The 21,305-nt window shown below is 71.5% G+C and carries 22 protein-coding genes and 1 pseudogene; 11 read left to right on the top strand and 12 right to left on the bottom strand.

The features are described from left to right. Window positions 1-203: 203 nt before the first annotated feature. Window positions 204-1,577, top strand: a complete 1,374-nt coding sequence (locus ABT294_RS09320; RefSeq protein ID WP_350804691.1) for a sensor histidine kinase — start codon at window positions 204-206, stop codon at window positions 1,575-1,577. Next, entirely contained in the window at window positions 1,574-2,266 is a 693-nt protein-coding gene (locus ABT294_RS09315) for a response regulator (RefSeq protein WP_350804690.1), read from the top strand. Before ABT294_RS09320 ends, ABT294_RS09315 begins: the two co-directional genes overlap by 4 nt. On the opposite strand, the gene ABT294_RS09310 is transcribed toward ABT294_RS09315, so the two are convergent. The 4 genes from ABT294_RS09310 to ABT294_RS09295 are packed head-to-tail and all read right to left on the bottom strand — an operon-like array spanning window position 2,245 to window position 6,602. Further along, window positions 2,245-4,008: an NAD-dependent epimerase/dehydratase family protein gene (locus tag ABT294_RS09310; RefSeq protein ID WP_350804689.1), complete on the bottom strand. Its 1,764-nt coding sequence runs from the start codon at window positions 4,006-4,008 to the stop codon at window positions 2,245-2,247. The two genes, ABT294_RS09315 and ABT294_RS09310, sit on opposite strands and share 22 nt — an antisense overlap. Beyond that, a complete protein-coding gene (locus ABT294_RS09305; protein WP_350804688.1) occupies window positions 3,993-4,925 on the bottom strand; it encodes a methionyl-tRNA formyltransferase in 933 nt (310 codons plus the stop codon). The genes ABT294_RS09310 and ABT294_RS09305 overlap by 16 nt, the downstream gene beginning before the upstream one ends. Then, the gene (locus tag ABT294_RS09300; RefSeq protein WP_350804687.1) at window positions 4,922-5,587 is read right to left on the bottom strand and encodes a PIG-L deacetylase family protein; all 666 of its coding nucleotides are present in this window, start codon (window positions 5,585-5,587) and stop codon (window positions 4,922-4,924) included. Before ABT294_RS09300 ends, ABT294_RS09305 begins: the two co-directional genes overlap by 4 nt. 10 nt (window positions 5,588-5,597) lie before the next feature. After that, window positions 5,598-6,602, bottom strand: a complete 1,005-nt coding sequence (locus tag ABT294_RS09295; RefSeq protein ID WP_350804685.1) for an NAD-dependent epimerase/dehydratase family protein — start codon at window positions 6,600-6,602, stop codon at window positions 5,598-5,600. Between the two features lie 172 nt (window positions 6,603-6,774). On the opposite strand from ABT294_RS09295, the gene ABT294_RS09290 reads away from it, so the two are divergent. After that, window positions 6,775-7,578: an SAM-dependent methyltransferase gene (locus ABT294_RS09290; RefSeq protein WP_350804683.1), complete on the top strand. Its 804-nt coding sequence runs from the start codon at window positions 6,775-6,777 to the stop codon at window positions 7,576-7,578. Between the two features lie 15 nt (window positions 7,579-7,593). Here ABT294_RS09290 and ABT294_RS09285 read toward each other — a convergent pair whose 3' ends face one another. Next, window positions 7,594-8,475: a hypothetical protein gene (locus ABT294_RS09285; protein WP_350804681.1), complete on the bottom strand. Its 882-nt coding sequence runs from the start codon at window positions 8,473-8,475 to the stop codon at window positions 7,594-7,596. A gap of 123 nt (window positions 8,476-8,598) precedes the next feature. On the opposite strand from ABT294_RS09285, the gene ABT294_RS09280 reads away from it, so the two are divergent. Both ABT294_RS09280 and ABT294_RS09275 read left to right on the top strand, forming a co-directional pair. Beyond that, a complete protein-coding gene (locus tag ABT294_RS09280; RefSeq protein ID WP_350804680.1) occupies window positions 8,599-8,997 on the top strand; it encodes a YbaB/EbfC family nucleoid-associated protein in 399 nt (132 codons plus the stop codon). Between the two features lie 3 nt (window positions 8,998-9,000). Further along, a complete protein-coding gene (locus ABT294_RS09275) occupies window positions 9,001-9,381 on the top strand; it encodes a YbaB/EbfC family nucleoid-associated protein (RefSeq protein ID WP_350804679.1) in 381 nt (126 codons plus the stop codon). Between the two features lie 100 nt (window positions 9,382-9,481). Here ABT294_RS09275 and ABT294_RS09270 read toward each other — a convergent pair whose 3' ends face one another. Next, complete coding sequence (locus tag ABT294_RS09270) at window positions 9,482-10,141, bottom strand: sensor domain-containing protein (RefSeq protein WP_350804678.1); 660 nt, start codon at window positions 10,139-10,141, stop codon at window positions 9,482-9,484. 285 nt (window positions 10,142-10,426) lie between these two features. Between ABT294_RS09270 and kstD the strand changes: the two genes are divergently transcribed. After that, on the top strand, window positions 10,427-12,232 hold the full coding sequence (gene kstD, locus ABT294_RS09265) for a 3-oxosteroid 1-dehydrogenase (RefSeq protein WP_350804677.1): 1,806 nt from the start codon (window positions 10,427-10,429) through the stop codon (window positions 12,230-12,232). A gap of 8 nt (window positions 12,233-12,240) precedes the next feature. On the opposite strand, the gene ABT294_RS09260 is transcribed toward kstD, so the two are convergent. Next, a complete protein-coding gene (locus ABT294_RS09260; RefSeq protein ID WP_350804676.1) occupies window positions 12,241-13,554 on the bottom strand; it encodes an FAD-dependent oxidoreductase in 1,314 nt (437 codons plus the stop codon). 113 nt (window positions 13,555-13,667) lie between these two features. On the opposite strand from ABT294_RS09260, the gene ABT294_RS09255 reads away from it, so the two are divergent. Continuing rightward, window positions 13,668-14,147, top strand: coding sequence for a MarR family transcriptional regulator (locus ABT294_RS09255; RefSeq protein WP_350804675.1), 480 nt, complete (start codon window positions 13,668-13,670; stop codon window positions 14,145-14,147). A gap of 123 nt (window positions 14,148-14,270) precedes the next feature. Here the strand turns inward: ABT294_RS09255 and ABT294_RS09250 are convergent, their stop codons facing one another. Further along, complete coding sequence (locus tag ABT294_RS09250) at window positions 14,271-15,434, bottom strand: CU044_5270 family protein (protein WP_350804674.1); 1,164 nt, start codon at window positions 15,432-15,434, stop codon at window positions 14,271-14,273. Between the two features lie 29 nt (window positions 15,435-15,463). Then, entirely contained in the window at window positions 15,464-16,012 is a 549-nt protein-coding gene (locus ABT294_RS09245) for an RNA polymerase sigma factor (protein ID WP_350804672.1), read from the bottom strand. Between the two features lie 231 nt (window positions 16,013-16,243). Here ABT294_RS09245 and ABT294_RS09240 point away from each other — a divergent pair, with 231 nt between their 5' ends. Beyond that, the gene (locus ABT294_RS09240; RefSeq protein ID WP_350804671.1) at window positions 16,244-18,055 is read left to right on the top strand and encodes a glycoside hydrolase family 15 protein; all 1,812 of its coding nucleotides are present in this window, start codon (window positions 16,244-16,246) and stop codon (window positions 18,053-18,055) included. Here ABT294_RS09240 and ABT294_RS09235 read toward each other — a convergent pair. Together ABT294_RS09235 and ABT294_RS09230 are read right to left on the bottom strand one after the other, a co-directional pair. Then, window positions 18,052-18,570, bottom strand: coding sequence for a DUF4396 domain-containing protein (locus ABT294_RS09235; protein WP_350804670.1), 519 nt, complete (start codon window positions 18,568-18,570; stop codon window positions 18,052-18,054). The two genes, ABT294_RS09240 and ABT294_RS09235, sit on opposite strands and share 4 nt — an antisense overlap. Before the next feature lie 65 nt (window positions 18,571-18,635). Next, window positions 18,636-19,052 carry a MerR family transcriptional regulator gene (locus tag ABT294_RS09230; protein ID WP_350804669.1) on the bottom strand — a complete coding sequence of 139 codons (417 nt, stop codon included), beginning with the start codon at window positions 19,050-19,052 and terminating at the stop codon, window positions 18,636-18,638. Between ABT294_RS09230 and ABT294_RS09225 the strand changes: the two are divergent. The 3 genes and pseudogenes from ABT294_RS09225 to ABT294_RS09215 form a co-directional block, all read left to right on the top strand. Then, window positions 19,027-19,407: pseudogene (locus ABT294_RS09225) on the top strand (methyltransferase domain-containing protein); the annotation flags it as partial. The gene ABT294_RS09230 and the pseudogene ABT294_RS09225 overlap by 26 nt on opposite strands. 70 nt (window positions 19,408-19,477) lie before the next feature. Then, window positions 19,478-19,837, top strand: coding sequence for a methyltransferase domain-containing protein (locus ABT294_RS09220; protein ID WP_350805171.1), 360 nt, complete (start codon window positions 19,478-19,480; stop codon window positions 19,835-19,837). A gap of 119 nt (window positions 19,838-19,956) precedes the next feature. After that, a complete protein-coding gene (locus ABT294_RS09215; RefSeq protein WP_350805170.1) occupies window positions 19,957-20,457 on the top strand; it encodes a hypothetical protein in 501 nt (166 codons plus the stop codon). Between the two features lie 66 nt (window positions 20,458-20,523). Here the strand turns inward: ABT294_RS09215 and ABT294_RS09210 are convergent, their stop codons facing one another. After that, entirely contained in the window at window positions 20,524-21,300 is a 777-nt protein-coding gene (locus ABT294_RS09210) for a MauE/DoxX family redox-associated membrane protein (protein WP_350804668.1), read from the bottom strand. Window positions 21,301-21,305 lie beyond the last annotated feature (5 nt).

Below are 21,305 nucleotides of genomic sequence, written 5' to 3'. Positions count from 1 at the left end.
GCGAACTCCCGCGCGGGCGGCCTGATGGCAGGGACGAAGCTAGGCGCGGTCGAAGGCCACGCACATCGGCCGCCGCACCGATCTCGGATACCTCTCAGGGAGGACCCGGCCGCAGCGTCATCCCTGAGATGTACTCCTCAGGGCGAGAGCCCTGGTCACTGAGGCGGATGCGAGCCGGATCGGCCAGCCCGGACAATGTCCTGGTGGCAGCGGATGAACGACGGCTCTGGCGGCAGTACGTGCGAGATGTGCTGCGCCCAGAGGAGGAACCCGTCAGCCCGTCGCGCGGGGCGATCGTCGCCGACTCGCTGCTCGCGATCGTCCTGACCGTCGCCGCGGTGGTCGCGGCGGCGAGGCTCCCGGGTGGTGACAGTCTCGTCGGCGCGCAGCCTCACCTGGTCGAACCCTTGCAGCTCCGGCCCTCCCCGGGCGTCGTCGCGCCGCCTGAGCCGCCGCCTGTGCCGGCCCTGCCCTCGCCGCCGACGCCACCGCCCGACGGGACCTCCTTGCCGGTCCCCGTCGGCGTGAGCACCTACGATCCGCCCATGGTCCTGGTGGCGCTGACAGCGTTGCCGCTGGCGGCCCGGCGCCGCTACCCGCTCATCACCTTCTGGGCGGTGCTGGCCGCGGCGCTGGCCACCCGCGAGGGCGCGACCTGGATCACCGTCCTGACCTGCGCCGTCGCTGCCTACGGCGCCGTCGCCCACAGCCGCAACCGGGTGCCGGCGGTGGCGGGCCTCGTGCTCGCGGCCGTGCTGGCGGGTGCCGCGTTCCGGGACGTCGCCCCAGACCTGCCGGGCTGGTCGGCGCCGTTCGTCGTGCTGCTGGGTGCGGGGGTCTTCGCGAGCTTCATCCGTTTCTGGCAGCAGCAGCTCAGGAGCAGCCGGCATCGGCTCGCCGAACTGCGGCACGCCCAGGAGGACGCCACGCGCAGGGCCGTCGAGGTGGAGCGCGCCCGGATCGCCGGCGAGCTCCACGACGTGGTGACGCACAACGTCAGCGTGATGGTGATCCAGGCCGGCGCGGCGCGCAAGGTGATGGACGCGGAACCGGAGCAGTCGAAGCAGGCCCTGCTCGCGATCGAGGCGAGCGGCCGGGCCGCCTTGGCCGAGCTGCGGCACGTCATGGGCCTGCTCGCCGGCCCCGACGGCGAGCGCCCCGACGTCCCGGCCGACGGGCTCGAACCGCAGCCCGGGCTCGACCAGCTCGGCAACCTGGTCGAGCGGGTCCGCGCGGCCGGCACGCCGGTGAGCCTCACGGTGTCACTGCCGCCCGGCCCACTGCCTACCGGGGTCGAGCTGGCCGCCTACCGCGTCGTCCAGGAGGCCCTGACCAACACGATCAAGCACGCGTCCGGCGCGGAGGCGTCCGTCGTGATCGGCCACGACGACGGCTGGCTGGAGATCGAGGTCACCGACACCGGCGGCGAGCGGGCAGCGCCGTCGCGGGCCGGCACCGGCCACGGGCTGATCGGACTGCGCGAGCGGCTCGCCCTCTATGGCGGAACCCTGGACGCCGGCCCGAGAGCCGGCGGCGGATACCAGATCAGGGCCCGGCTCCCGTGGCGATCCGCGTGAGCCGGCCGCTGCGCGCCGTCATCGCCGACGACCAGGCGCTGGTACGCACCGGATTCCGGATGATCCTGGCAGCCGACGGCATCGAGGTGGCGGCCGAGGCGGCCAACGGAGCCGAGGCGGTCGCCGCCGTCCGGCGCACCAGGCCCGACGTCGTCCTCATGGACATCCGGATGCCGGAAATGGACGGCCTCGAAGCCACCCGGCGGATCCTGACCGGCGGCACGGACGAGACCCGCGTCCTCATCCTGACCACCTACGATCTCGACCAGTACGTCTACGCCGCCCTCGCCGCCGGCGCCAGCGGCTTCCTGCTCAAGGACGTCACCCCCGAGCACCTGGTGGCCGCGGTACGGCTGGTGCGCTCCGGCGACGCCCTGCTCGCGCCGACCATCACCCGCCGCCTGGTCGAGCGCTTCGCCCGTCGCGACGACGTGCAGGCCACCGTCCACCGCGACCTGTCCGGGCTGACGCCGCGCGAGCTGGAGGTGCTGCGCCTGCTGGCCACCGGCCTGAGCAACGCCGAACTCGCCGACCGGTTGACGCTCAGCATGACGACGGTGAAGACGCACGTCACGCGCATCCTGTCCAAGCTCGGCCTCCGCGACCGCGTCCAGGCCGTCGTGGTCGCGTACGAGACCGGGCTGGTCTCCCCGGGTGAGGGCAGCGGTCAAGGGAGGTCGCTCTCGTAGGCCAGCCACTGCGCGCAGGTGTGGAGCCCGTAGTCCAGCGTCACGCTCTGCCGCCAGCCCAGCTCGGCGGCGGCCCGCTCGACGCTGACCAGCGGCTTCGGCGGGCCGTCGGACGTCTCGACGTCCACCGGTCGCACCGCTCCTGACACCGCCTCGGCCAGCTCGCGCGTGCCCAGCCGTGCCGGGTTGGCGACGTTGAACACCCGCGACGCCGGGTTGCCCGCAAGCGCCGCCAGCACCGCCCGCGCAACGTCCTGGACGTGCACCAGCTGCGCGGGAGAGCCCGCGACGGGCGCGGGACGGTTGAGCGACGACCGCAGCACCAGCTCCGCGACCGCGCCCCGCTGCGGCATCCAGGGCCCGTAGGGCTCGCCCAGCCGCAGTACCACGGCGTTGGCCGCCGCCTCCTCCACCTGGAGAATGGCCCGCGCCAGCGGCCCGCTGTCGGCTGGAGTCTCCTCGGTGTGCTCTCCGTGCGGGTAGACGTGGCACGAGCTGAGCAGGACGCCGCCGCGCCCGTCGGCGAAGGCCGCGCGCGCCAGGCGCAGCTCCTCCTCCGGGTCGGCGTCCTCGTCCCAGCCGAGCGCGCAGACGTGCACCGCCACGGCGGCTTCCTCTGCTGGGCCGGCCGTGCGGAAGCCGTGGTCGGTGAGCGCGCCTTCCAGGTGGTCGCGGACGAACGTGGCCGCGCCCGTCAGGGTCACCACGGGGCGGTCGGCGAGGGCCGGAGGGCGGTGTTTCGGCCGGTCGGCGAGGCCCGCCTCCAGGCCCGCGCGGGCCACCTCGTGCAGCTCGGGCCCGAGCCGGGCGAGGTCGCGGGCCCCGAGCTCGTGGCAGAGCCCGCCGGGCCCCATCGTGGCGAGCGCCCGATCCAGCACCCGCGGGTCGACGTCGTCCGGGGCGGTTTGGGCGTGGACGATGCCCATCGTGTAGGCCGTGAGCCAGAGCGGCCAGTGCCGGGTCGCCGCTCCCGCCCGCAGCGACTCGGCGTCGATGCCGCGCCCCGCCAGGTAGTCCTCGCAGCGGACGTCCCGCCACCGCCCGGTCCCGGGGACGCGGACCGCGCACTGGGCCACCCCCCGCTTGAAGAACGGGATCACCGGCAGCTCCCCGAGCAGGCTCTCCGAGCTCTGGTCCGCCAGCGGGTCGTCGGCGAAGAAGCACGGCGAGCGGCGTAGCCCCTGGAAGTCGTTGTCCACCAGGCTCGCCAGGTCCTCGTGCTCGGCCAGGCTCGGCACGGCCACGTACACGGGCACCCCGGCCTGGCGCAGGTAGCGTCCCATGAGCACGTCGTCGGGCCAGGTGTCGCCCCGGTCGCGGGCCCATTCGACGTACCCGCCGGCGACCTGGCGGGGCAGCAGCAGCGCCGCCACCGGCGTGTACTCGCCGGCCCCCGGCACCCACCGCGCCCCGGCGAGCGCGCCCTGCCGGACGGCGGCGCCGTTGCGCGAGTTCCAGAAGGCGAACAGGGCGAGCGCGGCGTGCGGCATGGCGCGGGCGGCGCACTCGGCGCGTTCGAAGAACGTGGACGAGAGCGCCATGTCGTCGTGCAGCAGCAGGTGGTGCGTGGAGTCCTCGGGGACGCTGGACCAGGCGAGCAGCGAGGTGCGGAACGCTGACGGACGCCCTGTCGGGGCGGGGTCGGTGACGACGTCGAGGACGCCGCCGGCCAGCCGGGTGGCCGCCTCCCTGCGCCGGGGGTGCGCCATCACGGCCCCGGTCAGCTTCACGTTCCCAGGCATGCGCCTACCGAGAGCTCACCCGACTCCAGCAGGTCGAGGGCGTCGCGCCGGTCGCCGCCGTCCCACTGGACCTCGCGGACGACCAGCAGCCCCGAGCCGCACGCGACCAGCACTCCGGCGACGCCGGTGGACCAGACGGGGGCGAGCACGGTGCCGGGGGGCTCCTGGCCGCCGTACTCGATCAGGTCGGCGCTGTGCACGAACAGCCTGCGCCCGTCGACGGAGGTGAAGGCCCCCGGGTACGGCGCGGCCAGCGCGCGGACCCAGTCGTAGAGGTCGACGGCCGGCCTGGACCAGTCGATCAACCCGTCCTCTGGCCGGCGCTTGTCCCACCACGAGCCGCCCGGGGGCTGCGGTCGTGCCACCACCTGTCCCGCCAGCAGCAGCGGCACGTACTTTGCGAGCAGCTCGATGTTGATCTCGGTGACCTTGCGGTACACCTCGGTGACGTCGTCGCGGCGGCTGATCGTGAAGCCCCGCTGCGCGATGAGGTCTCCGGTGTCGGCGCCCTCGTCGAGGAAGAACAGGCTGACCGCGCTCGTGGTCAGTCGCTTGATGATGGTCCACGGCAGCGCGGCGCGTCCCCGGCCTTCGGGCAGGCGGGTGGGGTGCAGGCCGATCGAGCCGAGCGGGCAGGCCGACAGCAGCGGCTCGCGGACGAGCTGCGACCACCCGGCGATCACGAACAGGTCCATCTCCTTGACCAGCTCGTACGCCTCGCCGTCGTTGATGTCGGCGGTTTCGAGCAGCGGGATGCCGTGCTTCTCGGACGCCTCCCGCAGGGGCGCGTACCCGGAGCGGTGCTGCAGCTGCGGCGGGTAGCCGATCAGCAGCGACGGGGGAGTGCCCTGCGCGGCCAGCACGTCCACGGCGGGGGCGGCGAACTCCATCCCGGTGGCGAACGCGTACGTCTTCACAGGACCTCCCTCAGCACCCCGAACGCCTCGGCGTGTGTGACACCGATCTCCGCGCCGCGCAACGTGGCCAGCGCCGTCACCGACTCCTCGCTCCTGATGTGCGGGGAGGGCCGGTGCTGGCTCTTGTAGCCGCGCAGCGCCTCCAGCTTCCTGTCCAGGTGGGCGCTGATGTCGCAGTAGGCGGCCGAGCGCGGCATCGGCTCCGACGCCCACTGGATCTTCGACATCTCGTACATGTACACGCTCGGCACCAGCCACTTGCCGAACTGCTGCGCGATCGGCCGGGCCGCGGCGAATCCGGCCGCGAAGACCGCGCAGTGGTCCTGGTCGTAGTCGGCGAAGCTCGGCAGCAGCAGCAGGTCGGGACGCCGTTCGTTGAGCGCGCGTTCGAACAGGTCCACCAGGTCCTTGCGCGGCAGTGTGTCGAGCTGCTCGATCAGGCCCCGGTCGCCGTAGGCGATCTCGTAGCTGAAGCCGAGGGTGGCCCGCACGTCCTCGATCTCGTCCAGGCGCTGCTGGTAGGTGGTGGCGCCGTCGAGGCCGTAGTGGCGCATCCCGTCCACCGCGAGATACAGGACGTGCACCTCGGCTCCGGCCTCGACCTGTGCCGCGATCAGCCCGCCGCAGCCCAGGACCTCGTCGTCGGCGTGAGGAGAGATCACCAGCACACGGTCAAAGCGGCGCATTCACTGCCCTTCGGTCCTCGCGGGCGCGGTAGTAGTCGGCGGTGCTCAGGATCAGGTCGTCGAGCGCGATCCGCGGTTCCCAGCCGAGGCCGGTCGCGGTCCTGAGCGCCGGGATCTTGTGGAACGACTCGGCCTCGGCGTAGTGCGGGCCGTGTACGCTCCTGCCGTCGACGCCGACGATCGGGGACGCGCTGCCGAGCAGCTCCTTCACCCGCTTGGCCAGCTCCATGACGGTGATCGCGTTGGCCGGGTTGCCGACGTTGATGATGATGTCGTCGCCGTCCAGGGCCGCGTCCATGTAGCCGAGCAGGAACCCGGTCAGGTCGCTGGCCGCGATGAACGCCCTGACCTGCTCGCCGCCCGCGAACACGGTGATCGGCCGCTCCGCGAGGGCCTGCTGGACGAAGGTCGGCATGACGAACCCGCCCGCCCGCGACTGCCGCGCCCCGGCCACGTTGAACGGCCGGATGACGATGCCGCGCAGGCCGTGCCGGCGGCTGTTGGAGACCATCGCCTCGGCCAGGGTCTTGGCGATCGCGTACTCGATCCGGGTGTTGTACTGCGTCGGGACGACGATGTCGTCCTTCTCGTCCAGGACGCCGCTGCGCCCGTAGACCTCGGCGGAGCTGAACATGCACAGGGGCACGCCGGCGCTGATGCACGCCTCGATGACCGGCGCGGTGCTGCCGATGATGTCGTGGCCGAGCCTGCCCGTCCGGGACAGGATGCTGGCGGGGCCGACGTAGGAGGCGGCGTGGATGACGCGGTTCACGCCCGTGAAGTCGCCGCCTGCCGAAAGGTAGTCCTCGACACGCTGCCGGATGACCGTGCAGCGCGGGTCCGCGTCGTAGTCCTCGCCGTCGATGACCGCGCCCGCGTTGGAGTCGATGATTCGTACGTGGTGGCCCGCTTCGAGGTAAGCGTCCACCAGATGTGAGCCGATGAAACCGAGACCGCCCGTGACGACTATTTCGTCACTTGGAGCTCCCACGGGCCTGCCTTTCCCACGAAGCCGTGATTTCGGCAAACGGTCACACAGGGCTATGTAGCCCCTTAAGTCACCTATCGCGGATTAAAACAGTTTTCGTCTCTCATGTCACCCATAGCGACAACTTTTCACAGGTATGATCACCTTGATCGCCCCCGCGAGGAAAGGGACCCCTGTGGCCGAGAAGCCGGATCAGTGGACGAGCGCCATCGACACGACCAGGCCCAGCATCGCCAGGTCCTATGACGTCGTCCTCAGGGGCAAGGACAACTTCGAGGTCGATCGCGCGTTCGTCGGCGAGATCGTGAAGGTCGTCCCCGAGATCTTCGACGTGGCGGCGTACAACCGGCAGATCCTGGGCCGCGGCGTGCGGTTCCTGGTCGAGCAGGGCATCACCCAGTTCATCGACCTCGGTTCCGGGCTGCCGACCGTGGAGAACACGCACCAGGTCGCGCAGCGCGCGAACCCGGAGTCGCGTGTCGTCTACGTCGACAACGACCCGATGGTGCTGGCCCACGGCAGGGCGCTGCTGGCGGAGAACGACCGCACCTCGGTCGTCACCTCCGACCTGCGCGACCCGGCGGCGATCCTCGCCGACCCGGCGGTCAAGAAGCAGATCGACCTCGGACGTCCGGTCGGCGTGATGCTGGTCGGCATCCTGCACCACCTGCACGACGACGAGGACCCCCGGGGGATCGTCGAGGCCTACATGGCCGCGGTCCCGTCCGGCAGCTACCTGTTCATCACCCACTTCTGCGCCTCCAGCCAGGACTCACGCGACGCCGAGAAGAAGTTCCTCGCCCTCCTCGGCACCGGCCGGTTCCGCACCGTCGAGGAGATCACCGGCTTCTTCGACGGGTTCGAGCTGGTCGAGCCGGGTGTCGTCCCGCTGCCGCTGTGGCGTCCGGAGGGGTCCGTCCCGTCGGAGCTGTCCGTCGGGCAGCGGCTCATGTACGGCGGGATCGCGCGCAAGCCGTAGGCTCGGGCGGGCACGTCAGTTGTTCAGCCTGCCGCGCCTGATCTCCGTCTCCTTCTTCCTCAGCCGCTCCTCGGCCGCCCAGTGGCGCTCGGCGTTCTTGAGGTCGCTCTCCATGATGGCGTCGTTACCCAGCTCTTTTTCCAGGTCCGCGTGCCGTTTGACGCCGTCCGCGCGCAGCTCGTTCCGGAGCGCGTCCGACGCCACGCGCTCCTCGGCCGCCTCCTTCGCCTTGCCGGACGCCCGGCCGGACCAGCCCTTCCCCGGTGACATCAGCGCGACTCCGGCGCCGGGCTTCCGCCCGATCGGGACACGGGGGCCGCCGGCTCCGGCCAGCGCGTGGCCGGGGCTCCGCAGCTCCTGGAGGATGCGCTGGAGCGGCTCGGTGACGCGGCGTCTGACAACCGGGGCCAGCAGCGCGGTGGTGCCCTCGCGCAGCTCGTGCCGGATCTTCCCCATCATGTGCCGGGCGAGGAGCAGCTCGGCGGAGGCCCTGCCGGCGCCGAGCGGGCCGCCTGCCAGGAACGCCCTGCCGGCCTTCCAGGCGGCGTGGGCCGCCTGCGAGATCAGCGCCGCCTGCGCGATCCGTACCACCTCGGCGGTCAGGTCGAGCGCCATCGGGGCGGGACGCAGCGCGTCGGCGGCCTTGCTCAGGTGCCCGCCCGCCCGCTTCCAGTGGCCCGTCAGGGCGGTCCCGGACTCGCCCTGGTAGGCCTGCTCGGTCAGGCGCATCGTGGCGTCCGCCTCGGCGGCGACCGGGGCGGTTCCGGCGAGCACGGTCCGCACCGCGGCGGCGTCCAGGTGCATCTCGGACGTCCTGATGTTGGGGTATCGGACGCCGACGAGCTCGAAGGCCGCTTTCACCCCCAAGGGAAGGATCAGGTCCGCTTCGGAACTCATGGCGCTGACCCTAGCGAGATTATGATCACTTGTACCCTGAACGGGCGTTAGGTGGCTCTAGATCGATTTTCCGGTGTTCACGGTAGAATGACCGATTCACCGTGCCGAACTCTGGAGTCTGACATGTCCCCGAATCCCCCGCCCAACGCCGACCACGAACTCGTGGAGCGGACCCTGCGAGAGGCGCAGGAGGCGATGCGGAGGCTTCAGGAGGCGCAGGAGGCCGTCCTCCGGGTCACCGGCTCGGGCGAGAGCGCGGACGGCCTGGTCCATGCCACCTCCGACGGACGCGGCGGCATCACGGGACTCTCCCTCGACCCGCGCGCGAAGCGGCTCGGCGGCCAGGACCTCGGCAAGGAGGTGGTGACCGCGCTCCAGGCCGCCCAGCAGGACGCGGAACGCCAGACGGCGGCGATCGTGGGCGAGGCCCTCGACGACACCGCGGCCATGCCGGAGCCGCTGGACGAGACCCACGTCCGCGACCGGATCGAACAGGCGGCTCGCGAGCTCCTGGAGGGCTGACCGTTGTACGGCTCTTTCACGGACCCGGACGGCCACCGCGACCAGGATCGCGACCAGGACCTCGGCCAGGCGGAGAAGACGCTGGCGTGGATCGAGCAGGCACAGGATGAGCTCGACCGGATCACCGGCGTGGGCGAGGCGGCGTCCGGTCAGATCAGGGCGGTGGTCGCGGCCGACGGGAAGGTGCTGGACGTGACGTTCGCCCCTCAGGCCCTCCGCCTCGACAGCGGGACGCTGGCCGAGGAGACGCTCTCCGCCGTGCGGCAGGCCCAGTTCGACGCCGAGCGGCAGACCCACGACCTGATGGGCGAGGCGCTGGACGGCTTCGACCCCGTCGAGGCCCAGGCCCGCTTCGACCACGTGCTGAAGGCCCGCTGGCGCTGACCGCCCCGCGAAACGGGCCGCACCCTCACGCGAACGGGCAGTCCCGGAACGCGGAAATGGGCGGCCCCGAGGGGCCGCCCGTTCGGTGCCGGGGCGCGCCTCACACGCCCGCCGCGGCCGCCGCGCCGACCCGGCGCGGGTCGTAGACGGGACGGGTGAGCAGCGCCTGGGCGAGGCTGGCCCTCATCAGGGCCGTGCCGCGCACGACCGGCGGGAGGGTCAGCGCGAACAGCACGCCGATCGCGGTGTTGAAGATCACGAAGGTGGCGGGGTCGTGGCCGATGCCGAGCAGGGCGGGGACCCCGCCGTCGGAGACACCGGGGACCGCGGCGAGGATCCACCCGTAGAGGGGGAAGGTCAGCCCGGCGATCGCGCCGGCCCACCAGACGGCCGTGACCGCGAAGGAGGCCACGGCGAGCGGGAAGGCCACGACGGCGTAGATCAGGTCGATCCAGGACTGCCCGTTGGCCAACGGGTTCATCATGCGGCGGAACCAGCCGGCCCCGGCCGGGGCCTGGGGGTAGGCGGGGCGGGCGAGGGGACGGCCGAGCACCTCGGAGATCGTCGCGAGCTCGGCGTCGGCGAAGTTCCGGGCCATGGCGGCGGTCGCGGCGAGGATCGGCAGGCCGACGAACGCGACCGTGCTGCCGATCCCGGCCGAAACACCGGCCACGACCAGGGAGAACGAGAGGACGGCCGTCGGGAATCCGGCCATGTTGTAGCGGGTGTCGGTGGCGATGCGGTGCCGGAGGGTCGTCATACGGGAAACGCTACGGACCCGCGACCTCCCGATCGACCCGGCTCACAGGTGTACGGGGGTAGGGCCTGCCCTACCCCCGCGCTCCACTTGACGAGTCCCCACCGGGGCCGTTGACACACAAACCAACCAAGCGCATGCTTCATGCTGTGGCGGGGGCCACACCGCCCCGCAGCTCTTCCGTAGCGACGCACCGGCGCCAGGTGCCACCCCGGTTCTTCCTCCGACCGCCGCCCGCGAGGCCGTCCGCCCGTCGCGGCGCACGCACGTTGAAGGGATCGATGCACCATGCCCGTTTCGCCGGGACTTCCCCCGCAGCGCCCTGAAACTGCCCTGACCGCGGAGGGCCCTACCCGCCGCGCCCTGCTGCGCGGAGCCGCCGTCGCCGGCGGGGCCCTCGTGACCGGCGCGGTGCTGGGCCGCGCTCCCGCGTACGCCGACGACGAGTACGACGTGGTGGTGGTCGGCTGCGGGGCCGCGGGGATGACCGCCGCGCTGACGGCGGCCAAGCGGGGGCTGCGTACGGTGGTGGTCGAGAAGGCGCCGACGTTCGGCGGTTCGGCGGCCAGGTCCGGCGCGGGGATCTGGATCCCGTGCAACGAGGTGATCCTCGCCGCCGGAGTGCCGGACACCCCGGCCAAGGCCGCTACCTACCTCGCCGCCGTCGTCGGCGACACCGTGCCCGCGGAGCGGCAGCGGGCCTTCCTGACCAACGGCCCCGCCATGATCTCGTTCGTGATGCGGAACAGCCCGCTGCGGTTCCGGTGGATGGAGGGCTACTCCGACTACTACCCCGAGCTGCCCGGCGGGATGCCGAACGGCCGCTCCATCGAGCCCGACCAACTGGACGGCCACATCCTCGGCGCGGAGCTCGCCAACCTGAACCCGGCCTACATCCCCACCCCGAACGGCCTGGTCGTCTTCAGCGCCGACTACAAGTGGCTGACCATCAGCGCGGTCAACCCGAAGGGCCTGGAGGTCAGCGCCGCCTGCCTGGCGAGGGGCACCGCGGCGGCGCTCCGCGGTGAGAAGCCGCTCACCATGGGCCAGTCCCTGGCGGCCGGGCTCCGCGCCGGGCTGCTCGCGGCCGGCGTGCCGGTGTGGCTGAACACCCCGCTGGCCGACCTGCTCATCGAAGGCGGCCGCGTCACCGGCGTGGTCGTGTCGAGAAACGGCCAGCAGGTGCGGGTCAGGGCCCGCCGCGGGGTCGTCGTCGGCTCCGGCGGGTTCGAGCACAGCGCCGCCATGCGCGCGGAGTTCCAGCGGCAGCCCATCGGCACCGCCTGGACGGTCGGCGCCAGGGAGAACACCGGCGACGGCATCGAGGCGGGCGAACGGGCCGGGGCCGCGCTCGACCTGATGGACGACGCCTGGTGGGGGCCGGCGATCCCGCTGCCCGGCGAGGCGTACTTCTGCCTGGCCGAGCGGACCCTGCCCGGATGCATCCTGGTCAACGGCGGCGGCGCCCGCTTCGTCAACGAGGGGGCGCCCTACAGCGACGTCGTCCACGTCATGTACGACCGCAACACGCCGGACTCGCCGCACATCCCCGCCTGGCTGATCGTCGACCAGCAGTACCGCAACCGCTACCTGTTCAAGGACGTGCCCCCGCTGCTACCGCTGCCGGACGCCTGGTACCGGAGCGGCGCCGTCTTCCAGGCGGCGACGGTCGAGCAGCTGGCGCAGAAGATCGGCGTCCCGCCGTCGGCGCTGCGCGCCACGGTCACCCGGTTCAACGGCTTCGCGCTGACCGGCAAGGACGCCGACTTCCATCGCGGTGACAGCGTCTACGACCGCTACTACGCCGATCCGTACGTCAAGCCCAACCCCTGCCTCGCGCCTCTGTGGCTGCCGCCGTTCTACGCGTTCAAGATCGTCCCCGGCGACCTCGGCACCAAGGGCGGGATGCGTACGGACGCGCGCGCACGGGTGCTCCGGGCGGACGGCTCGGTCATCCCCGGCCTGTACGCGGCCGGCAACGCCAGCGGCGCCGTCATGGGGCACAGCTACGCCGGGGCCGGCTCGACCATCGGACCGGCCATGACCTTCGGCTACGTGGCCGCCAACGACCTCGCAGACTCGCCCGGAGCCTGAGCCTCGGCTCACTCGGCGCCTCGGTAGGTGTAGAGGTCGTCGAGGAACTTCCGCTTCAGCGCGGGGACGCGGTCGGTCGCGGCGAAGTAGGCGCGGGTCATGGCCAGCATGATCCGGCCGATGACCGGCTTGTGCATGGGTCCTTCGCCGCCCATGCGGTCCAGCGAGTCCCGCACCCGGGCGAAGCCGTACGGGATCATCTCCCCTTCGTACGCGGCGACGGCGTCGAGCACCGGTTTGCCGCTGGTCAGCTGCCGGCACAGGAGCATGGCGTCGCGCAGTGCGGTGTTGGCGCCGACGCCCTGCCCGGGGGTCATCGTGTGGATGGCGTCGCCCAGCAGCGTGACGGTGCTGCTCTGCCACGGCTCGATCGGGACGGAGGTGCGGATGTTGATCGGGAAGCAGCTGCCGAGGTCCGACAGGGTGAACAGGTTGCGCAGGTCGGGGTGCCAGTCCTCGGTCATGCTCAGGGCGAGGTCCACGAGGTCCTGGCCGCGCATCCGCATGACGTCGGCGGGGAACTTGTCGGCCGCCGCCGAGAAGCCCCAGTTGATGTAGTCGCGGGTGTTGTCGTACAGCAGGCCCGGCCAGTTCTCGATCAGCTCGGCGTCGTTGCCGCCGATCCCGTGCTTGACCGCCCCCTCGCGGTCCCACTTGAACTCCATCACGTGCCAGATGCAGAACTTCCCCTGCGGGGCGAAGAGCAGCGAGATGCCGTGGAACATCTCGGGGGTCAGCAGCGCCCTGGTCTCGTCGGTGACGGGCACCTTGGCGGAGATGGCGATGATGCCGGAGTCCTTGATCTGCGCGTGCGGCAGGTACTGGCGGCGGACGCGGGAGTTGGTCCCGTCGGCGGCGACCAGCAGGTCACCCGTGGCGGACGTCCCGTCGGCGAAGTGCGCGGTGACCGTGCCGTCGCCGTGCTGTTCGTAGCGGGTGAACTCCTTGTCGAAGTGGACGACGTCCTCCATGCCGGTCAGCAGGACCTGGCGCAGGGTCATGCGGGAGACCGAGCGCTCGCTGTTGACGGGGTCGTCGTCGGGCCTGAGCGGGAACGACGCGGTGGTCGCGCGCTTCTCCGTCAGGACGTTGAAGAACCTCGGGGCGCGGGCGCAGGTGGTGACGAACGTGTCGAAGAGCTCCGGGGGCAGGCACTCCTTGAGGGCGCGGTTGCCGGTGGGGTCGATGCCGACCCGGTAGCCGTTCAGGCCGTCGGAGCGCGTACGGTCGCGCTCGTAGACCGCCACCGAGACGCCCGCCTTCCTGAGGCCGTGGGCCAGGCAGAGGCCGCCGGTACCGGCGCCGATGATGATCACGTGCATGGGGGACTCCTTGACGCTGTCGGGACCCTGGAAGTTGTCTCGACAACCATGTATCTTGGTCTTCAAGACGTCTTTATCTTGAATCTCAAGAGGCTTGAATGTCAAGAGAAAACTTGGACGGACTGCGGGGCGCCGTGTCGAGGGAGATGCAGGAGATGCAGTCGGCCGTCGACGCCTACGACGAGGCGGTCGCCGGCGTCCTCGGTGTGAACCGCACCGACCTGCGCTGCCTGGAGATCCTCAGCAGGCAGGAGCCGGTCACCCCCAGCGTCCTGGGCCCGGCGCTCGGCCTGACCACCGGCAGCGTCACCGCGATGCTCGACCGGCTGGAGAAACTGCGCTATCTCACCCGCTCGCCCGACCCCTCCGACCGGCGCAAGGTGGTGGTCCGCATCACCGAGGAGGCGGGCAGGAAGGTCTGGGCCCTCTACGAGCCGTTCGTCACCGAGGGCGGCGCCCTTCTCGACGGGTTCGGCGCCGAGGAGCTGGAGCGCATGGCCGCCTTCCTGCGGCGCTCCCGCGAGCTGTACGAGCGGCAACTGGAGCGCGTCCGCGAACTGCCGACGGCCAGACGCCGGACCGGCCGCCCATAGGGCCCGGCTGCGATGCGCCGACGACCTCGCCGACTCGCCCGGAGCCTGAACGTGAAGCAGCGCTGAGCGTCCTGCGGACGCTCAGCGCTGAAGGGATCTACGCGCGCTCGGCGCAGAACGGGGCTACGGGCGGTCGCCGAGCCGGTCGGTCCAGCCCGTCTTCTCCAGGGCCACCTGCAGTTGCGGCTGCCCACCCTGCACGACCTCGTACTGCAGCAGCTCGGCCGTCCCCGCGTCGACGATCATCCGGAAGTCGGGCCCGTTGGTCCCCGACGTCGACAGGGCGACCCCCGTGCGTCCCATCGCGTCCGTGACCTCGCCCTGGGAGGTGATCCCTGGCTGGTCGGCCAGCACCTGGAACAGGGCGGACCGGGTGCCCGGCTTGATCGGCGCGGTCATCAGGTCGACGCCCGTCTGCCACAGGTATCCGGCCCTGTCGGTCCGCGCGCTGTTCGGGCTCTGCTTGAACAGCGCGTCCAGGCGGCTCTTGAGCGCGTCCTTGCTGGTGGGCAGGTCAGACAGGTTCTGGATGGTCAGACTGGGGTTGTCGATCGACAGGATCCGCTCGCCGCCGTCGTCGTACGTCCTGGGCTGCTCGTCCACCAGCGCGGGCGAGCCCGCCGCCTTCCAGGCCGCCTCGTCCTGCGGGGAGCCGAAGCTGATCCGCGTGTCCTGGTTCCGGGTGACGCGGCCGGCCTCGCCCTTCTTCATGGCCCGCCAGGACTCCCCGGTGTCGGTCGCGAACGCCAGATACGGCAGTTCGGCCTCCTTCAGCTTGTCGATCTTCCGCTTGACCTCCTCGCGGTAGGCCGTGAGCTGCTTGGGGTCGTCTTTCAGCTCCTTCTCCTTCTTCTCCTGCTCCGTGAGCAGGGGCTTGATGGCGGCCATGTACTCGCTGGGCACGTTGTGCACCTTCTGCAAGGTGCGCTCGCGGACGTACCAGTACTGACCGGACGTGGCCGGCTCGCGCATCGCGGTCGCGGCGGCCGCCAGCAGGAACGAGCGGGCGCTCACCGGCTTGGCGGCAACCGCAGTGTGCGCCGCGGGGGACGTGCCGGGCTGGGAGTCGCCGGACGTGACGATCACAGCGGCGGCGGCCAGCCCGGCGGCGGCCGTACCGGCGATCAGCAGAAGCGAGCGGGGCATGGTGAACCTCCTGGAAGGGCGCGAGGCCTGAGGGGTCTGGAAGACGCGGGCGAGGTCGGACGAGCGGCGCCGGCTGTGCGCCTCTTCTGTCAGCTCGTCCAGCGCTTCGGGCTTGAGCTGGGCGAACATGCGGTCGTTCATGTCATCCCTCCGTATGGGTGCTGCGGACGTCAGGTCTCAAGGAACCGGCCGCGGGCCGTACGCGGTCGCGGGCGTGCGCCGCCCTGGTCCAGGCGCAGCGCGTTGCCCAGCCGTTTGCGTGCGCGGTGCAGCCTGACGTTGTACGTCCGGACCGAACAGCCCATGACGGCGGCGGCCTGCTCGGGTGGCAGGCCGTACCAGGTGGCGAACACCATCGCCTCCACGTCCTGCTCCGAAAGCGCCGACAGCGCGGCCAGCGCGGTCTCCCTGTCCACGACGTGCTCGGCGACGTCCCAGCTGACCTCGTCCCGGGAGGTGGTCAGCGCCGCTATGCGGTCGACCAGGGCCTGCCGGCGGTGGCGGGAGTCGCGCTGCTTGGCCAGCAGGTTGCGCGCCACGCCGAGCAGCCACGGCAGCGGCGGCTCGGGTAACTCGTCCAGCCGTCGCCAGGCGACGAGGAAGGTCTCGCTCGACACGTCCTCCGCCGCGTCGCGCTCGGTCCGCAGCAGGGCGTAGCCGAGGACGCTCCGGTAGTGCCGGTCGTAGAGGGCGGTGAATCGTTCTTGAGGATCGTCCACGCCCAGTAGTCCCTCCAGCCGCCCCCGGATTACCGTGCCACACCCGACAATCCGGAAATCGCTGGTAGGGGAGGCGGCCTCGGCTCAGTCGGCCGCGCTGACGACCACGACCCGATCCGCCGCTGCGACACGTCCGCCGCCTGCGAAGATCTGCCTCTCCTTGACGAACGGCAGAGCCTGCTGGCTGCCTGAGATGCCTATCTTGAGGGGATAGAGGGAGAGAAGGCGGATATGACGGCTGAAGACTCCCGGTACCTGCCGATCGGGGAGCACGGGCTCATCGGTGACCTGCGGACCGTCGCGCTCGTGGGCACCAACGGCACGATCGACTGGTACTGCTGCCCGCGTTTCGACGCGCCGAGCGTGTTCGCCTCGATCCTGGACGCCGACCAGGGCGGGTCGTTCGAGCTGGCCGCCGACACGCCGGCGCGGACCAAGCAGTTCTACTTCCCCGACACCAACGTCCTCATCACCCGGTTCTTCGCCGACGACGGGGTGGGCGAGGTCCAGGACTTCATGCCCGTCGCGGACGGGTCACGCGAGGCCGACCGACACCGGCTGATCCGCCGGGTGGCGTGCGTCCGTGGCACGCTGCCGTTCCGCGTCCGGGTGGCGCCGCGCTTCGACTACGCGAGACAGCCGCACACCGTGCACAGCCAAGGAGGGCAGACGCTGTTCGAGTCGCCCTCCATGTCCCTGGCCCTGACGTCCACCGTCCCGCTCGACGGTGACGGGCGGGACGTGTGGGGGCGCTTCAAGCTCCACGAAGGCGAGTACGCGGTGTTCGCCCTCGACCGGGTCGGCGAGGGCCTCGCCATGCGGGGCTGCCCGATCCAGGAGGCCGAGGAGGAGTTCGCCGCCACCGTGCGGTTCTGGCGGCGCTGGCTGTCGGCGTCCAAGTACCGGGGCCGGTGGCGGGAGGTGGTGCACCGCTCCGCGCTCACGCTGAAGCTGCTCACCTACGCGCCGACCGGAGGGATCGTCGCCGCTCCCACCACCAGCCTGCCCGAGCAGATCCACGGCGGGCGCAACTGGGACTACCGCTACGTGTGGATCCGCGACGCCGCGTTCTGCGTGTACGCCCTTCTGCGGCTCGGATTCACCGAGGAGGCCGAGTCCTTCATGGGGTTCCTGTCCACACACGTCCCGCTGTGCAGCGACTGCCACACCGGCCCGCTGCAAATCATGTACGGCATCGACGGGCGCAGAGAACTGCCGGAACAGGAGCTGCACCACCTGGAGGGCTACCGGGGGTCGGCGCCGGTGCGTGTCGGCAACGCCGCCGCCAACCAGCTGCAACTGGACATCTACGGGGCGCTCATCGACTCCATCTACCTCTACGACAAGTGGGGGCAGCCGATCTCCAGCGACCGCTGGGACGAGCTGTGCACGCTGGTGGACTGGGTCTGCCAGAACTGGGACCAGCCCGACGAGGGCATCTGGGAGACGCGCGGCGGGCGCAAGAACTTCGTGTACTCGCGGCTGATGTGCTGGGTGGCCATCGAGCGCGCCATGCGGATGGCCAGCCACCGGGGGCTGCCCGCCGACACCCCGAACTGGCGGCGGGCCCGCGACGCGATCTACCGCGAGATCATGCGGCGAGGCTGGTCGAGCACGCTGAAGGCGTTCATCCAGCACTTCGACGACGACGTCCTGGACGCCTCGGTGCTGATGATGCCGCTGGCCAAGTTCGTCTCGCCCACCGACCCGAAGTGGCTGTCGACCCTGGAGGCGCTCGGCAGGGAACTCGTCTCCGACTCGCTCGTCTACCGCTACGACCCCGAAGCCAGCCCCGACGGCCTCCAGGGCGTCGAGGGTACGTTCTCGATCTGCTCGTTCTGGTACGTCGAAGCGCTGGCCCGCGCCGGCCGCCTCGACGACGCCCGCCTGGCCTTCGAGAAGATGCTCACCTACGCCAACCACCTGGGGCTGTACGCGGAGGAGATCGGGCACACCGGCGAGCAGCTCGGCAACTTCCCGCAGGCCATCACGCACCTCGCGCTCATCAGCGCCGCCTTCAACCTCGACCACGCCCTCGGTTAGTGGCCGTGGTGGTACTGGTGCATGACCGCGTGCCCCTTGCCACGGGAGATCAGCCAGCGGTTGACCGGCGTCGTGAGCAGGAACGCCACCAGCAGCGACCCGGCCAGCGAGACCCAGAACAGCCAGCTGGTCAGCCCCGCGTCCATGGCCCCGGGCACGGCGACCATCACCACGTTGTCGAGCACCTCCATCACCGCGATGGAGACGGTGTCGGCGGCCAGGGCGACCTTCAGCGCGGCGCGGAAGCCCAGCCCGGCGCGGAGCACGCCGCGCATCGTCAACGCGTAGCCGAACTCGAACGCCAGCGCCACTGACAGCACCACGGTGCCGGCGTTGTGCAGCCCGGTCGCGGTTCCGATGACCATGCCGAGCACCTCGCCGATGGCGCAGCCGGTCAGGCAGTGCAGCGTCGCCTGCGCCGCCATCGCCCACGTGGCGGGCGCAGGCGCGGCGTGTTCGTGCCCGCCCATAGCGGACGGGGAAGGGGTGGCGTGATGGTGTCCGCCGTGGTCCATGTCAACTCCTCGGTAGGTGCCGTGCGTGACATTACCACGGGGGGGTATATGGGCAAGCGGCCAGCTCAGGCCCGGATGCGCGGCTCCAGGGTGATCCGCTCGGCCACCGTCGCGCGGAAGTGCGGGCAGGTGGTGAAGTCCTCGTGGTCGCAGTCGAGCGCGCAGTCGATGAGCTCCAAGGAGGTTCGCAGCTCCGCGATGCGCCGGGCGAGGTCGTCGCGGTGACGGCGGAGGACCGTCCGCCGCGCGTCCGCCTCGGGGGTGGCGATCATCTCGCGGATGTCGTCCAGGCTGAAACCGGCCTCCTTGGCGCGCATGATCACCGCGATGCGGTAGAGGTCGTCGGGGCCGTACCGGCGGCGTTCGCCGCCGACGCGCGCGGGTGCGAGCAGGCCCATCGCCTCCCAGTGCCGCAGGACGTGGGTCGCCAGGCCGAACCGTTCCGCGACGGCGCCGATGCTCATGGTCGCGCTTGACTTCATGTCGACATTAAGTCGCATGCTGGCGCGCATGTCCAAAACACACCACATAGAACCGCTCATCCGGCTGCTGGACGTCGCCGACGCCCTGCCCGGGGTCGCCGAGCTGCGCGCTCGATCGTACGAACTGCTCGACCTCGCTGACGGCGCGGCCGTCGTGGACGTCGGCTGCGGCGCCGGCCGCGCCGTGGGCGAGCTCGCGGAGCGGGGGATGCGGGCGATCGGCGTGGACGTCAGCGAAGAGATGCTCGCGGTCGCGCGTCACCGCCGGCCGGACGCCGACTTCCGGCTCGGCGACGCCCTCGACCTGCCCGTCCAGGACGGAGAAGTCGCCGGGTACCGGGCCGACAAGGTCTTCCACGAGATCGCCGACGCGGCCAGGGCGCTGGACGAGGCCCGCCGGGTGCTCGCCCCCCGGCGGGCGCGTCGTGCTGATCGGGCAGGACTGGGACACCCTCGTCATCGACTCCGACGACCCCGCGCTCACCCGTGCCATCGTGCACGCCCGCGCCGACCAGGTGACCAGCCCCCGGGCCGCCCGCCGCTACCGCAACCTGCTGCTCGACGCCGGATTCGCGGACGTCCACCTCGACGTCCGCACCGGCGTCTTCACCGACGGGACGATGCTGCCCATGCTCACCGGCATCGCCGAGGCCGCCCGTGCCGCCGGAGCCATCACCGCCGAGCAGGAGGCGTCCTGGGTGGCAGAGCAGGCCCGACGGGCCGAGGCCGGGCGCATGTTCCTGGCCCTGCCGCTGTTCGTGGCCGCGGGACGCCGCCCGGCCTGACCGCCCGGACTGACCGGCCGCTGCCGTATGGCCGGTTGCCCAATGGCCGGTTGCCAAATCTGTGCATAGTCCCGCACGCCGACCAGGTGGCTCGCAGGCTCACGAACCACACTGGCGGCATGAACGAGCGTGACACGGCCGCGGCGCCGGAGCGGGTCGAGTACGCGGGCGCCGTGTACGGCTCGCTGCTGGCCGCCTCCGTGGTCGCGGGCACCGCGGAAGGCGGGCCGCCCTCGCCGGGGGACCTCGTGACCCTGCTGATCTGCACGGGCGTGGTGTTCTGGATGGCCCACGTGTACGCCCGGCTCGTCAGCAGCGGTTATCCGGCGCGCCCTCTCGCCTGGGACCACGTCCGGGTGGTCGCCCGGCGGGAATGGCCGCTGGCCCAGGCGTCGTTTCCCCCGGCCGTGGTCACCGCCTTCGTCTCCTCGCTGGGCGGGTCCCCCCAGATGGCGGTCTGGGCGGCGCTGTGCGTCTCGGTCGCCAGCCAGGTCGCCTGGGCCGTCGCGGCCGCGGTCAAGACCCGCTCCTCCACGAAGGTCGTGGTCGTCTCCGGGGTCGCCAACCTGCTGCTCGGGCTGGCCATCGTCGCCCTCAAGACCGCGGTCGCCAAGCACTGAACCAGGCGGGCACTGAACCAGGCAGGCAGTGAACGAGGCGGGCGCTGAATTCAGGTGGGCACTGACTCAGGCGAGCGCGGGCTCCTCGACGAGGGCGACGCGGACCGCCGACGGATCGCCGCCTGTCAGCGGGACCGCGAAGACGGCCGTCCCTCCGCGTGCCGCGTAGACGACGAACCGCAGGCCGTCCTCGTCCCAGGTGTCCTGGACGTCCGAGGAGAGCCGTGCGGACGCCGAGCAGTACGCGGGGCTGAGGTAGAGCAGGCGCAGCGACACCTCCAGGGGGACGCCCTGCGGCGAGGTGACGGCGAGCGGGTCGCGCAGCCGTACGAGCAGGCTGCGCAGGGGGACCAGCCAGTGGCGTTCCAGCTCCGGGGAGAGGCCGAGCAGGGCGACGGCCTCCACCGCTGCCAGCGCGGCGACAGGCCAGGTCAGCGGCTGGGGGCGGGCCCAGATCGCGGTGACGCCCATGGCGAGCAGCAGCCCCGCCCGGGTGAAGGCGCGCCAGTTCACGGGGACGGAGTGCGCGCCCAGGCAGCCGCACGACGAAGCCGGCGCCGCCAGGTGGGAGTAGGTGAGGTAGCCGAGGAATCCGGCGGAGAGCGCGGCGGCGGCCACGCCGTCCAGGGGTGAAGCGGGCGGCAGCAGCAACGCGGCGGCCACCGCCAGCTCCACCAGCGCGACGAGCCGGAGCACAGGGACCGCGCGCGCCGAGCCGACCAGCCGGGCGAGAGCGGTCTGCCCGGCTTGCGACCTCATCCGTCGGCTGAGCAGTTTCATCAGGGCCGCCCAGACGAGGAAGAGGGCGATCACGTACGGCTGGGGCGCGGCGATCCCTTGCATGTGTC

It is taken from the genome of Nonomuraea sp. NPDC000554, from assembly GCF_040300065.1.
Taxonomy (GTDB): domain Bacteria; phylum Actinomycetota; class Actinomycetes; order Streptosporangiales; family Streptosporangiaceae; genus Nonomuraea.
Note: the sequence above shows the minus strand (reverse complement) of the source record. Positions and strands in the feature narration are given on the sequence as shown.

Bases quoted from the DNA above. Each gene is read 5' to 3' on its own strand.
- ABT294_RS09285 (WP_350804681.1), bottom strand. From the start codon at position 8,475: ATGAGTTCCGAAGCGGACCTGATCCTTCCCTTGGGGGTGAAAGCGGCC.
- ABT294_RS09250 (WP_350804674.1), bottom strand. From the start codon at position 15,434: ATGAACGACCGCATGTTCGCCCAGCTCAAGCCCGAAGCGCTGGACGAG.
- kstD (WP_350804677.1), top strand. From the start codon at position 10,427: ATGCCCGTTTCGCCGGGACTTCCCCCGCAGCGCCCTGAAACTGCCCTG.
- ABT294_RS09235 (WP_350804670.1), bottom strand. From the start codon at position 18,570: ATGGACCACGGCGGACACCATCACGCCACCCCTTCCCCGTCCGCTATG.
- ABT294_RS09310 (WP_350804689.1), bottom strand. From the start codon at position 4,008: ATGCCTGGGAACGTGAAGCTGACCGGGGCCGTGATGGCGCACCCCCGG.
- ABT294_RS09240 (WP_350804671.1), top strand. From the start codon at position 16,244: ATGACGGCTGAAGACTCCCGGTACCTGCCGATCGGGGAGCACGGGCTC.
- ABT294_RS09270 (WP_350804678.1), bottom strand. From the start codon at position 10,141: ATGACGACCCTCCGGCACCGCATCGCCACCGACACCCGCTACAACATG.
- ABT294_RS09215 (WP_350805170.1), top strand. From the start codon at position 19,957: ATGAACGAGCGTGACACGGCCGCGGCGCCGGAGCGGGTCGAGTACGCG.
- ABT294_RS09210 (WP_350804668.1), bottom strand. From the start codon at position 21,300: ATGCAAGGGATCGCCGCGCCCCAGCCGTACGTGATCGCCCTCTTCCTC.
- ABT294_RS09260 (WP_350804676.1), bottom strand. From the start codon at position 13,554: ATGCACGTGATCATCATCGGCGCCGGTACCGGCGGCCTCTGCCTGGCC.
- ABT294_RS09280 (WP_350804680.1), top strand. From the start codon at position 8,599: ATGTCCCCGAATCCCCCGCCCAACGCCGACCACGAACTCGTGGAGCGG.
- ABT294_RS09230 (WP_350804669.1), bottom strand. From the start codon at position 19,052: ATGAAGTCAAGCGCGACCATGAGCATCGGCGCCGTCGCGGAACGGTTC.